The sequence below is a fragment of the Halovenus carboxidivorans genome, from assembly GCF_009831575.1.
GTDB classification, from domain to species: Archaea; Halobacteriota; Halobacteria; order Halobacteriales; family Haloarculaceae; genus Halovenus; species Halovenus carboxidivorans.
Genome location: NZ_WUUT01000004.1, coordinates 228,870 through 241,460, shown reverse-complemented (window position 1 = coordinate 241,460; position 12,591 = coordinate 228,870). Strand labels below are relative to the sequence as shown.

The 12,591-nt window shown below is 63.9% G+C and carries 14 protein-coding genes and 1 pseudogene; 11 read left to right on the top strand and 4 right to left on the bottom strand.

Annotated features, from left to right (window positions below; translation table 11 throughout):
• Positions 1-28: 28 nt before the first annotated feature.
• Positions 29-475 carry a metal-dependent hydrolase gene (locus GRX03_RS11770; protein ID WP_159764401.1) on the top strand — a complete coding sequence of 149 codons (447 nt, stop codon included), beginning with the start codon at positions 29-31 and terminating at the stop codon, positions 473-475.
• Positions 476-478: 3 nt separating this feature from the next.
• Here the strand turns inward: GRX03_RS11770 and GRX03_RS11765 are convergent, their stop codons facing one another.
• Entirely contained in the window at positions 479-784 is a 306-nt protein-coding gene (locus GRX03_RS11765) for a hypothetical protein (protein WP_159764400.1), read from the bottom strand.
• Positions 785-872: 88 nt separating this feature from the next.
• Here GRX03_RS11765 and GRX03_RS11760 point away from each other — a divergent pair, with 88 nt between their 5' ends.
• The 8 genes from GRX03_RS11760 to GRX03_RS11725 all read left to right on the top strand — a co-directional run bounded on the left by GRX03_RS11760 (position 873) and on the right by GRX03_RS11725 (position 9,209).
• Positions 873-1,688 carry a phosphorylase family protein gene (locus GRX03_RS11760; RefSeq protein WP_159764399.1) on the top strand — a complete coding sequence of 272 codons (816 nt, stop codon included), beginning with the start codon at positions 873-875 and terminating at the stop codon, positions 1,686-1,688.
• A gap of 50 nt (positions 1,689-1,738) precedes the next feature.
• A complete protein-coding gene (locus GRX03_RS11755; RefSeq protein WP_159764398.1) occupies positions 1,739-2,212 on the top strand; it encodes a 6-pyruvoyl trahydropterin synthase family protein in 474 nt (157 codons plus the stop codon).
• Positions 2,196-2,969 (top strand): 7-carboxy-7-deazaguanine synthase QueE, encoded by a 774-nt coding sequence (locus GRX03_RS11750; RefSeq protein ID WP_159764397.1) that lies wholly within the window; start codon positions 2,196-2,198, stop codon positions 2,967-2,969. The genes GRX03_RS11755 and GRX03_RS11750 overlap by 17 nt, the downstream gene beginning before the upstream one ends.
• Before the next feature lies 1 nt (position 2,970).
• On the top strand, positions 2,971-3,666 hold the full coding sequence (gene queC / locus GRX03_RS11745; RefSeq protein ID WP_159764396.1) for a 7-cyano-7-deazaguanine synthase QueC: 696 nt from the start codon (positions 2,971-2,973) through the stop codon (positions 3,664-3,666).
• Between the two features lie 44 nt (positions 3,667-3,710).
• The gene (locus GRX03_RS11740; protein ID WP_159764395.1) at positions 3,711-4,667 is read left to right on the top strand and encodes an LLM class flavin-dependent oxidoreductase; all 957 of its coding nucleotides are present in this window, start codon (positions 3,711-3,713) and stop codon (positions 4,665-4,667) included.
• A gap of 349 nt (positions 4,668-5,016) precedes the next feature.
• The gene (locus GRX03_RS11735) at positions 5,017-5,943 is read left to right on the top strand and encodes an HFX_2341 family transcriptional regulator (protein WP_159764394.1); all 927 of its coding nucleotides are present in this window, start codon (positions 5,017-5,019) and stop codon (positions 5,941-5,943) included.
• A gap of 102 nt (positions 5,944-6,045) precedes the next feature.
• A complete protein-coding gene (locus GRX03_RS11730; RefSeq protein ID WP_159764393.1) occupies positions 6,046-6,375 on the top strand; it encodes a YbjQ family protein in 330 nt (109 codons plus the stop codon).
• A gap of 167 nt (positions 6,376-6,542) precedes the next feature.
• Positions 6,543-9,209: a valine--tRNA ligase gene (locus GRX03_RS11725; RefSeq protein ID WP_159764392.1), complete on the top strand. Its 2,667-nt coding sequence runs from the start codon at positions 6,543-6,545 to the stop codon at positions 9,207-9,209.
• Here the strand turns inward: GRX03_RS11725 and GRX03_RS11720 are convergent, their stop codons facing one another.
• From GRX03_RS11720 to GRX03_RS11710, 3 genes and pseudogenes are all read right to left on the bottom strand, one after another.
• Positions 9,210-9,488 carry an acylphosphatase gene (locus GRX03_RS11720; RefSeq protein ID WP_159764391.1) on the bottom strand — a complete coding sequence of 93 codons (279 nt, stop codon included), beginning with the start codon at positions 9,486-9,488 and terminating at the stop codon, positions 9,210-9,212.
• Between the two features lie 50 nt (positions 9,489-9,538).
• Positions 9,539-10,426, bottom strand: a complete 888-nt coding sequence (locus GRX03_RS11715; protein WP_159764390.1) for a DNA-3-methyladenine glycosylase family protein — start codon at positions 10,424-10,426, stop codon at positions 9,539-9,541.
• A 93-nt stretch (positions 10,427-10,519) separates the two neighbouring features.
• Positions 10,520-11,052 (bottom strand): annotated as a pseudogene (locus tag GRX03_RS11710) (IS6 family transposase).
• 103 nt (positions 11,053-11,155) lie between these two features.
• On the opposite strand from GRX03_RS11710, the gene GRX03_RS16580 reads away from it, so the two are divergent.
• Positions 11,156-11,317 carry a hypothetical protein gene (locus GRX03_RS16580; RefSeq protein ID WP_201289228.1) on the top strand — a complete coding sequence of 54 codons (162 nt, stop codon included), beginning with the start codon at positions 11,156-11,158 and terminating at the stop codon, positions 11,315-11,317.
• A gap of 162 nt (positions 11,318-11,479) precedes the next feature.
• Complete coding sequence (locus tag GRX03_RS11705) at positions 11,480-12,457, top strand: phosphoadenosine phosphosulfate reductase family protein (protein ID WP_159764389.1); 978 nt, start codon at positions 11,480-11,482, stop codon at positions 12,455-12,457.
• Positions 12,458-12,591 lie beyond the last annotated feature (134 nt).

The following is a 12,591-nucleotide window of genomic DNA, read 5'->3' as shown; positions in this document are numbered from 1 at the left end:
TCATACTCCGGGCCGGCGAACACCCGGTGTGCTCTCGTATCCGCCCGGAACGTTCGTTGCGATCGCAATCGCGACCCACGGGCTGGTCGGACTCGCCCTGGGAGCGGTGCTGTTCGACCGCCCGCTCGCGGGGCTGATCGCCGGCCTCGCGCCCGACGGCGACTTCCTGTTTCCCGACCTGTTCGGCTGGCCGCTGGTCCACCGAGGGGTGACACACGCCGCGGTTGCACTGCTTGCGGTCGTCTTGCTCGCGGCCGCCCTCAGAGACCGACGGACCGCCGCCGCGGTCGGGGTGGGATACGGCTCGCACTTCCTCATCGATATCACGACACCGATGGGGATTCCGCTGTTCTACCCGCTGGTCAGCGAGCGGCTACATCTCGATGTGGCTGTGACCGGACACGCGCCGTGGGTGACGGTGCTGTTCTGGCTGTGCGGGCTGAGCGCGCTCGGGTACTGGTACGTCCGGCGCTGACTCTCAGCGGCGGTCGCGGACGTGGTCGCTGGTAGTCACGTCGATGTCGAGTTTCTCGGTCCCGCGGATCCAGTCGAGATACCCCTCCAGACGGGAGGCGGTGCGGAGCGAGTCGACCGTGTCGTACCCCTCGCGCAGTTCCTCGTTCGTAAACAGCGCGTGAATCTGTTTGTGGCAGGGCCGACAGAGCGTCACCGTCGGACTCTCCGCCCGGCGCTCGGGCCGGAGGTGATGTTCCTGGACGACACGGGGATCCGCGATGCGCTCGTCCGGAATCCGGCGGCGACAGAGTGCACAGGTCGTCGGCATACCGGCTAGTTCGTCTGCCGTCCTCAAACTCGTTCCGGGGGGACTGCGGGACACACGCCTTTTCACCGTCCCGGCTCGAAGCGTTGCCATGGCGACCGATCTGGACGTGCTCGTTCTGCCGGCCTTCGACAATCTCGGAGATCTCCCCGCCGAGACGACGCCGTGGGAACGGGCCTACGACCTCGACCGCCAGCGCGAGATTGCGGGGCTATCCCGACCGCTTCGGTACACAGAACGCGGGGTCGGCGTCGTCCCGACCGGCGTCGGAAAGTCGAGAGCGGCGGTGACGACCGCGGCGCTGCTCGGGAGTGATCTGATCGATCTCGGCGACGGTCTCGTGCTCTCTGTCGGGGTCGCGGGTGCGCCGCCGTCACTGCCGGTCGGCTCCGTCGTCGTCAGCGAACGCGTCGTCGACTGGGACGAGAAGTGTCGATTCGACGACGGTGAACTCGCGATGAACCCGTACACGGAGGGACGAGGCTGTTACACGCTCGACGCCGCGCTCGTCTCGGAGATCACCAGTCTCGGACGGGAGGTCGACCTCGACACGCCCGAACAGAGCACCGAGGAGCCGCGGCTCCGGCGGGGGACGAACCTCTGTGGCGACGAACTCTGGCACGGCGCGGCGGTCGCCGAACAGGCCGAGTGGCTCGCCGAACAGTACGACGCGTCGCCGTACTGCGTGACCGAGATGGAGGACGCGGGGACGGCGACGGCGCTCGAACGCTTCGGCCGGCTCGACTCCTACTGTGCGATCCGCGGCGTCTCGAACCACGACCGTCCAACCGGGGACCGGTCGGCACGCGAGAGCTTCTTCGCGGAGGGGTTCGAGGACGGGTTCGGCCTCGGCGTCGAGAACGCGGCCGCGGTCGCTCGGGCGGTCGTCGACGACCGACTCGCCTGAGACGGTCGGGAAAACAGGACGTTTAACGCTGCGGAGAGTATGCTACGAGTATGAGCAGAGGATTATCGAGCGAGTCAGACGGCGAGAGTCCGCTCGCGGCGGCCGGCGAGCGAACGCTCCGGATCGGCGAGGACAGCCCGATCCGGATCAGCACCGGCCACCGGATTATGCACCACGACGGCGCCTGTTCGCGCCCGCACGGCCACAACTTCGAGATCACGGTCGAAGTGACCGGCACGCTCACCGACGAGGGGTGGGTCGTCGACAAGGGCGCGGTGACCGACGTGATCGACGAGTGGGACCACCGGTTCATCGTCGAATCGGGCGACCCGCTGGTCGAGGCCTTCCGACAGTCCGGCGACGAGGACGGCCTGGTCGTCATCGACCAGCCACCGACCTCCGAGGTGCTCTCGGTCCTCCTGGAGCGAGAGCTCGAAAGCCGGCTGCCGGAGAACGTCAGCGCCGTCTCCGCGACGGTCCGAGAGACGAGCGAACTCTGTGCTACCGATGCCAGTCGCCAGTGACGCCGCCGAACTCGGCCGGGAGAGCCCGCCCGACGAGCCGGCGCTACCGATCAACGAACTGTTCGTCTCGTTGCAGGGCGAGGGGAAACTGGCGGGCGTGCCCTCGGTGTTCGTCCGCACCTCGGGCTGCAATCTCCGCTGTTGGTTCTGTGACTCCTATCACACCTCCTGGGAACCGACCGGGAGTTGGCTCACCGTCGAGGAGATTATCGAGGAGGTCGAGGGGTTCGACGCCGACCACGTCGTGCTGACCGGCGGCGAGCCGATGATCCACGACGAGGCGATGTCCCTGCTGGGCGAACTCGGCGAGCGCGGCTACCACACGACCGTCGAGACCAACGGGACGATCTATCGGGACGCTCCGATCGATCTGGCGAGTGTCAGCCCCAAACTCGCGAGTTCGACGCCGACCGCCGACCTCGACCCGGACGGCGACGGCGAGTGGGCCGACCGCCACGAGGAGCGACGGATCGACCTCGGCGCGCTGGCGACGCTCGTCGAGGAGTACGACCACCAGTTGAAATTCGTCGTCACCGACCGTGCGGACGTAACCGAGATCGAATCGCTCCTGGATCGGCTCCGCGACCGCGCCGCGACAGCGATCAGTGACACCGACGTGTTGCTGATGCCCGAGGGAACCACGCGCGAGGAACTCGCGGAGACGCGCACGCTCACGGCGGAACTCGCACAGGAGTACGGATACCGCTACACGCCGCGACTTCACGTCGACCTCTGGAACGACGAACCAGGTACCTAAGATGACAGCGAACGACAGCGCAGTTGTACTCGTATCGGGCGGTATGGACAGCGCAACGGCGGTCTACGAGGCGATGGAGCGAGGCTACGAACCCTACTTCCTGCACGCCTCCTACGGCCAGGAGACCGAAGACCGCGAGCGGGCCTGTGCCGAGCGTCTCGCGGAGGAGGTGGACGCGGCCGACTTTCTCCACATCGAGACCGACCACCTCGCCAGGATCGGGGCGTCGAGTCTCACCGACGAGGAGATGGAGGTGGCCGACGCCGACCTGGACAGCGACGAGATTCCCTCCTCGTACGTCCCCTTCCGCAACGCGAACCTGCTCTCGATGGCCGTCTCGTATGCGGAGGCGAACGACTGCTCGGCGGTGTTCATCGGTGCACACTCCGAGGATTTCTCCGGCTATCCGGACTGTCGCCCGGCGTTTTTCGAGGCCTTCCAGACCGTGATCGACGTCGGCACGAAACCCGAGACAGAGATCGATCTCGTCGCGCCCTTCGTTGAGTACTCGAAGACGGAGATCGCCGAGCGGGGACTCGAACTCGGCGTGCCCTACGAGCACACCTGGTCGTGTTACCGCAGCGAGCGGCCGGCCTGTGGGACCTGCGACGCCTGCGCGTTCCGGCTCGAAGCCTTCCAGTCACTGGGCGAGACCGACCCCATCGAGTACGCCGAGCGCCCCTCCTACGTCGAGTGAGCGCCGCCCCCGGGATTTAGGGGCGTTGTCGCCGTACACGGGATATGCGACTCGGCTACCACTGTGCCTCGTTTCAGTTCCCCGGGAGCCAGCGGCGGCCGTTCGAGTCGGCGATGGCGCTGGCGCGTCGTGTCGAGGCCGCGGGTTTCGACTGGTTTTCGGTGATGGATCACCTCTGGCAGTTGCCGTTCGTCGGCGAGCGCGACGAGCCGTTTTTCGACGCCTACAGCGTGTTACCTGCCGTCGCGCGCGAGACCGAGGACATCGAGATCGGTGCGCTCGTGACCTGTCCGCACTACCGGGACCCGGGAGTCCTCGCGCGGGAGATGACCTCGCTGGATCACGCCGCCGCCGGCCGGAGCGTCTTCGGGATCGGTGCCGGCTGGTTCGAGGAGGAGTACGACGCCTACGGGTTCGAGTTCCCCGACGCGGAACGGCGCGTGCGGGACATGCGCGAGACGGTGCGGCTCTGCCGGACGCTCTGGAGCGAGCCCTCGCCGGTTTCGTTCGACTCTGAGTCGATCACCGTCGAGGACGTGATCCACGAGCCGAAACCGCTCCAGGAGGGCGGTCCGGAGGTGCTCGTCGGCGGCAACGGTGAGGATCTCACGCTCAAGGCGGTCGCGGACCTGGCAGACCGCTGGAACGCCCCGGCCGTCAGCCCCGACGCCTTCGAGCGGAAAGTCGACGTTCTCGGGGAGTACTGTGAGGCGTTCGGCACCGACCCTGCAGCCATCGAGAAGACGGTCCTGCAGACGGCGGTCATCCGGGACGACCGCGAGGGCGCTCACGAGGCCTACGAGCGCGTTCGGAGCGAGACGGCCGCAGGTCCGACTCCGCGCGAGGAGTACCGCGGACTGATCGGAACGCCCGAGGACGTGATCGATCGACTCCAGCGTTTCGAGAGCCTCGGGGCGGGGATGGCCATGGTGCGCGCCGAGCGCAACGATCCGGAGACGATCGATCACCTCTGTGAGACGGTCCTCCCCGCCGTCTCCTGAGCCTCGACGACGGGCGGACCGACACGCCCCCGGAGTTAGTCAGCGCCGCGGGGGACGACGTAGCCACACCCCTCGCACTGGTAGCTGGTCGATACGAAACCGGTCTGGGAGACGATTGTCTCCCCGCATTCGGGACAGGTCATTCGTATCGTACACTATACCGCCGTATAACATTAAGTCTTATTGCTAATCGGGAATATTTGACCCGTTAATTGGGCGTTTGTTTTGTCGGCTGGATCTGACCGCCGCCTCCAGTGCTGTGAACCGTCGGTCCGCGAGGGGGGTGGCTGTCTCGGTCGCGTGGTGAAGAACTGGTGGTTTATACTGGTGCCCGCCCCACATGCCGAGTATGCAGACACATATCGTCCCGGTCGGGTTCGATTACGACCGGCTGATCGCGCCGCTGGTGCGCGAGCAGATGGACGTCGACCGGGTGATCCTACTGGAGGGGGACGTGGGGAGCGAGGCAAACGTCGAGTACTCCCGTCAGATCGCCGAGAAGCTCGAACAGGACTACATCAATCTGCTCGGCGCCGAGACCGAGCGGTTCGTCATCGAGGACGTCTACGACTACGACGAGGCCTTCGAGCAGGCCTTCGAGTTGATCAACCGCGAACTCGACGCCAGCGACGGCGAGGGAGAGGTCTGGGTGAACATCTCCGCGATGCCCCGCACGGTTTCGTTCGCCTTCGCGACGGCCGCCCACTCGATCATGGTCGAACGCGAGGGCGACCGCAACCGGATTCACACCTACTACACGGTTCCCGAGAAGTACCTCGAAACCGAACTGGCCGAGGAACTGCGCGCACAGATCGAACTGCTCGAAGACCTCCAGTCGAGCGACAAGGACGACGAGCAACTGGAGGAGCGACTCGAAAGCGCGAGACAACTGCTCTCGGAGTTCGACGAGCGCGGGACGACCATCGGCGCCAAGGAGATCGACGGCAGCCACGTCGTCGAACTGCCGGTCGCGCTGTTCTCGAACGTCGAGCCATTCGAGGAGGTCATCCTGTTCACCCTCGGCGAACACGGCGAGTTCGAGTCCGTCTCGGAGCTCGCACAGCAGTTGGCCCGGGAACTCGGGGAAGAGTACACCGACTCCTTCCGCTCGAAGGTCATCTACAACGTCGACCGCCTCGGCCCGGGCGGGAAAGGCTACATCGAGCAGGAAGAACACGGGAAATCCTACCGGACGCGGCTCTCCCGCATCGGGGAACTCTGGGTCCGCGCACACTCCGGCCAGGAAGACGCTCGGCTGGACCTGGATCTGTTCTGACCGGCCGATAGCTCGCCGGCAGGCCACCGAATCGGCTCCCCCGTTGCTGACAGTGAATCGCTGCCTGCGGGTTTTTGTGTTGCTTGTGCGATAACTAACTGTATGCCAGAGATCACGGTCACGACGACAGACAGCCTCGATGGAACAGAAATTGTCGAGTATCGCGACGTCATCGCCGGCGAGGCGGTGATCGGAGCGAACGTCGTCAGCGACATCGCCGCGGGGATTCGAGACGTCGTTGGCGGGCGAAGCGGTTCCTACGAGAAGAAAATCGAGTCCGGCCGGCAGGAGGCGCTGGCCGACATCCGGGCCGAAGCCGAAGACCTCGGCGCGGACGCCGTCGTCGGCGCGACGTTCGATTACGAGGAGATGGCGGAGGGGATGCTGTGGGTGAATATCTCCGGGACCGCAGTGACGACCCGGTCGGAGTGAGGCCGCGCGGGAGAACCAAGTCATTAATACAGTCGCTCCGTCCATATACAACCATGAGACGCCGAGTGGCTCCGGTACTGGTTTTCGTAGTAGGGGCCTCGTAGCCCCACCACCACCACACACTCGGCGGACGCACCGGTTTTCGAGCAAGCCCACGGGAGCTACCTATGAGTGACACACAGGATCGATCGACGGAGGAACCGGCCACAGAACAACGGTTAGACGGCGAGTACGACCCGGAGACGGTCGAGCCGAACTGGCAAGACCAGTGGGTCGAAGACGGGACCTACGCCTACGACGGCGACGCCGACACCCGTTACAGCATCGATACGCCGCCGCCGACGGTCTCGGGGAACCTGCACATGGGCCATCTCTACCAGTTCACGCTGCAGGATTTCGTCGCCCGCTACCGCCGGATGAAGGAGGGGACGGTCTTTTTCCCCTTCGGCTACGACGACAACGGCATCGCCTCCGAACGGCTGACCGAACGCGAACTCGGGATCAACCACAGCGACTACTCCCGACGGGAGTTCCAGGAGAAGTGCCGGGACGTCTGCCAGGAGTACGAAGCGGCGTTCACCGACGACATTCAGTCGCTGGCAATCTCCGTCGATTGGGACAACACCTACAAGACTATCGAGCCCCGCGTCCAGCGGATCTCACAGCTCTCTTTCCTCGATCTCTACGAACAGGGTCGTGAGTACCAGCAGCGCGCGCCGACGATCTGGTGTCCCGACTGTGAGACCGCCATCTCGCAGGTCGAGCAGGAGGACGAGGACAAACACACGAAGTTCAACGACATCGCCTTCGAGGTCGTGGAGACGGGCGACGGCTCCGAAGAGGACACCTTCACAATCTCGACGACCCGACCCGAACTGCTGCCGGCCTGCGTGTCGGTGTTCGTCCACCCCGACGACGACGAGAACCAGCATCTCGTCGGCGGAACCGCTCGAGTGCCGCTGTTCGGCCAGGAAGTGCCGATCCTCGAAGACGACCGTGTCGACCTCGAAACGGGCAGCGGGCTGGTGATGTGCTGTACCTTCGGTGACCAGACCGACATCGAGTGGTACCAGGCCCACGATCTGGATCTGCGCATCGCAATCGACGAGTCGGGGACGATGACCGACGTGGCCGACGACTACGAGGGACTCACCACCGAGGAGGCCCGCGAGCAGATCATCGAGGATCTCGACGAGGCGGGCTATCTGCTCGAATCCCGCGATCACGAGCACACGGTACAGGTCCACGAACGCTGTGGCGAGGAGGTCGAGTATCTCGTCACCGAGCAGTGGTACGTGAAACTGCTCGACAAGAAAGAGGAGTACCTCGAAGCCGGCCGGGAGATGGACTGGTTCCCAGAGAAGATGTTCACCCGCTACGAGCACTGGATCGAGGGACTCGAGTGGGACTGGTGTATCTCCCGCCAGCGCGACTCCGGGATTCCGTTCCCGGTCTGGTACTGCGACGAGTGCGGCGAGACGCTGTTTGCCGACCGGGAGGATCTGCCGGTCGACCCCATCGAGGACGAACCGCCGGTCGACGCCTGTCCCGAGTGCGGCGGCGGCGAGTTCGTCCCCGAGGAGGACGTCTTCGACACGTGGGCGACCTCCTCGCTGACGCCGCTGATCAACGCCGGCTGGGACTGGGAGGACGGGGAGTTCACCTTCGAGAACCCGGAGCTGTACCCCTCGAATCTCCGCCCGCAGGGCCACGACATCATCTCCTTCTGGCTGTTCCACACCGTCATCAAGTGCTACGAGCACACCGGCGAGGTGCCGTTCGATCACGTGATGATCAACGGGATGGTTCTGGACGAGAACCGCGAGGCCATGTCCAAGTCCAAGGGCAACGTCATCGAACCGAGCGAAGTGCTGGAGAACTTCCCGGTCGACGCCGCCCGCTACTGGGCCGCGGGCACCTCCATCGGTGACGACTTCCCCTACCGCGAAGGTGACCTCGAAGCGGGCGAGCGGCTCCTGCAGAAGCTCTGGAACGCCTCGCGGCTGGTCGACCAGCTCACCCCCCAGGCCGGCACCGTCGAGGACGTGGCCGAGGACGACCTCGCGGAGATCGACCGCTGGCTGCTGGCCGAACTCGACGAGACGATCGATCTCGTGACCCAGCGCTTCGAGAACTACGAGTTCTCGAAAGCCCGGACGGAACTGCGCGATTTCTTCTGGTCGACCTTCTGTGACGACTACCTCGAAATCGCCAAACAGCGACTCGACGACGGGCCGAACGCCTCGACGGAGTTCGCGCTCGTCCGGGCGCATCGGACCTTCCTGAAACTGTTCGCGCCCTTCCTGCCGCACATCACCGAGGAACTGTGGCACCGGATCTACGACGAAGCGGGGTCGGTCCACACGACAGACTGGCCGACCGCCGGCGGCTACGAGGCCGACCTCGACGCCGGCGAGACGGCGATGGAAGCCATCTCGGCGCTGCGCGGGTACAAAAGCGAGAACGGCCTCGCGCTGAACGCCACCCTGTCCCGCGTGAAGATCTTCGGCCACGTCGGGGAGTTCGCCGGTCCCGTCGCCGAGGTGATGCACGTCGAGGAGATCGAAGCCAGCGAGGACGAACCGGAGATCACGACCGAGATCAGCGGAATCGACCTGGACTACTCGCTGGTCGGTCCCGAGTTCGGTAACGAGGTCGGTGCGATCGACGACGCCATCGAGGCCGGCGAGTTCGAGATCGACGGCGACACGCTGCTGGTCGGCGGCGAGTACGAACTCGACGACGAGATGTTCGAGATCGAACGCCGACGGATCTACTCGGGCGACGGCGAGATGATCGAGACCGACAACGCCGTCGTGATCGTTCAGGAGTAGCTACCAGCGCACCCGGAAGCCGTCTTCTCCCTGCGGTTGCTCGTAGTTCACCTCGACATCCTCGACGCGAGCGGCGTCGCTGCCCTCGTGACAGAACTCGACGAGCGATTCGACGGCCTCCTCCGGTCCCTCGAAGACCGCTTCGACGCGGCCGTCGTCGAGGTTGCGAACCCAGCCGTCGACGCCGGCCTCTCGGGCGGTGTCCCGCGTCGTCGCCCGGAAGTACACTCCCTGCACCTTGCCGGTGACGTAGACGTGAGCGCGCGTGCGGTCTGTCATACGTTCGTGTCGGTCGGCCGGAATAAAATCGCTTGCGGCGGGCCGGAGGGTCACTCCTCGCGATTGCGGAGGTAGTGGAAGAGATACGTCTGGGTGTATCCCGCGTACTCCCCGCCGAGTCGTTCCCGGATCGCACGCGAGGTATCGGTGTAGTTCCCCTGCTCGCAGTCGGGGTAGTACTCCTCGATGGCGGTGCGAATCCAGGTATCCAGCGGGACCGATTCGAGATAGCCCAGCGAGAACAGGAGAGCGCAATCAGCGACCTTGTCACCGACACCGACGTAGCGGGTCAGCAGGTCGCGAGCCTCCTCGTAGGGTAGGCCCTGTGCCTCCCGTGGGTCCGCGCCGTCGGCGACCATCTCCGCCGTCTCCTGCACGTAAGGGGCCCGATAGCCGAGGGAGAGGTCTCGCAGTTCCTGTTCGGTCGCCGCGGCGAGTTGCTCGGGCGTCGGATACGCGTGATAGGTGTCGCCCTCGAACTCGATTGGCGTGCCGAAGGCCTCCCGGAGTGACTGTTGCATCCCGTGGATCCGGGAGACACGCATCTGTGCCGAGCAAATAAACGAGATCACCCCCCCGAAGGCCGGTTCGCGGACGATTCGCATCCCCCAGTACTCGTCGTAGGCCGCCTCGATGACGTCGTCGTCGGGGACAGAGGCGCGGATCGTCCGGAGGTCGTCACCGAGTCCGAGGCGTCGACGCAACACCGGTTCGGCGTCGACCGTCGAGCGGTATTCGAGTCCGCCCTCCCGCTGGCGGACCTTGATGACGCCCGGTTCCCCGGTGGCCCGGGTCGTCGTGAGATACCAGTCGTCGCCGCCGTAGGTCGCGTCGTAATCCGCTCCGTCTGCCCGCCACCAGAGGTAGGTCTGGCCGCTCTCCAGAGTCGACTGCAGATCGAACGGCACCCCATCGAGGTCGATTCGGCCTCGTTCCATCGTACAGAGGGAGGGGAACCAGCCGCTTTTGGCTTTCGAGACGGACCGAGATTACCCCGAGTAGGCATGTGTTAACTATTCACTCCATAGTGTTCAGATAAGCTGATTCCACGCGAAGGCAAATTTTCGTAACCACTCGTCAGCAGTTTCTGCTTCGGCGTTGCTGAAACAGTTTGAAAACGAAGAGGTTCGTCGTTTTACTTCTCGAAAGACACGTTCAGCGCTGTTGCGATCTCCGTGACGTTCGACGCGGAGATCGAGGCCGTGACGAGAACAAGCGTCTTTCAACGAATGCGAGCCGTCGATGAGAAACACAGCGTCGTCAACGTCGTGTTTCGCGCGGAGTGTCGCAAGAAATTGTTGTGCGAGAACGCTATTTGTGCAACGTGATTCGGATCGTGTCCATCTGTGGGCTGTAAATCAGCCTTATGAACCCAGTTATGGACGGTGGATCGTGCGCGTTCAACACCAAATATTTCGAGAATTGAAACAGTATTAGATAATGATAATCCAGCAAGATGGAGTTGAATACTGAGCTTCATCAACAGTCGTGGGGTTGCTTCTCGCTCCACAAAATCTAAGTCGAACTGGCCGATACTACCGCTGAGGCGGGCGTTTTCTGGCATAAGCACTCAAAAAACGCCTCGCCTCACTCTTCAATCCTTATCTGAACACCGCGACCTTCTGTTCAGGGGAAATATTTTCATCGGCAACGTCAAACGATCACGTATGCCGATCATGTCGAGCGATGACTTCTCTATTCACCGGCAGGGCTGTCAGAACGTCGACGACGGAATGCCGATTTCGGACCTGCCGGACGAGGTCGAATCGGTCGACGACCTGGACTGTCAGTGCTGGGACGACCTCGATTCCCTCGCAGAGATTGCGTGAGGCTGCGACCGTCGTTCGTCCCGGGTTGAAGCCGCCAAGGACGAGGACTGAGACGGCCCGAGCCAGTGGATTTATATCCGACCGAGTGAGTCATCTCCAGTAACGCCGCGTCTTCGAACTCGAAAGGTACTTATCCCTGATGTAATTATATGTAATTAGATTATGGCAGACCAAGCGGAGTTTCCGGAGTACCTGGACGTAGATTACACGGACGGAGAGGGCGAGGACCCCGCCGACTACCCGACGATCGAGGACAAAGTCGAGAAGGCGATCGAAGTGACCCGAGAGGGTCTCGAACAGTACGAGAACCCGGTCGTGATGTGGACCGGCGGGAAGGACTCGACGCTGACGCTGTACTTCATCAAGGAGGTCGCCGAGGAGTTCGGCTACGACCTGCCGACCGCCGTCTTCATCGACCACTTCCAGCACTTCGACGAGATCCACGACTTCGTCGACCACTGGGCCGAGGAGTGGGACCTCGACGTCGTCTACGCCTCGAACGACGACGTCGGTGACTACGCGAAGGAGAACGACCTCTCGCCGGGCGACGACATTCCGATCGACGCGCTGAACGAGCACAACCAGCACCACGTTCGAGAGATTCTCGAGTACGAGGAAGACTCGTTCCCGTTCCTGCTCGACACGTACGTCGGCAACCACCTGCTCAAGACGGTCGCGCTGAACGACGCCCTGGAAGAACTCGGCGCCGACGGCGTCATCTCGGGCGTTCGCTGGGACGAACAGGAAGCCCGTGCCGACGAGACGTTCTTCTCGGAGCGACACGATCCGGACATCTACCCGCCACACGACCGCATTCAGCCGATCCTCCAGTTCGACGAGCGCGCGGTCTGGGACACCTTCTGGCAGATCGTCGTCCCCGAGACCGTCGAGGGCTACCCGGACGACGGCTACGTCCCCGAAGGTGCCGAGGACCTTCCCGAGGGCATCACCCAGGAAGACATCCCCGTCTCGCCGAAGTACTTCGCCGGGTTCCGGTCGCTCGGCAGCGAAGTGAGCACCGAAAAGAGCGACGAGGAGCCAGCCTGGTTGCAGGATCTCGAATCGACGACCGAGCGCGCGGGCCGCGCCCAGGACAAAGAGGACCTGATGGAGCGCCTGCGCGACCTCGGCTACATGTAGACTAACGAGAGACTCGCGGTTTCTCCCCTGGCGATCTTTCTCGAAGACCAACAAGTTACTACTGGGTCGAGCGGCATATGCCGCGTATGGGCCTGCAACGCTCCCGAAGGCTGGACGGCGACCAGCGATTCGCA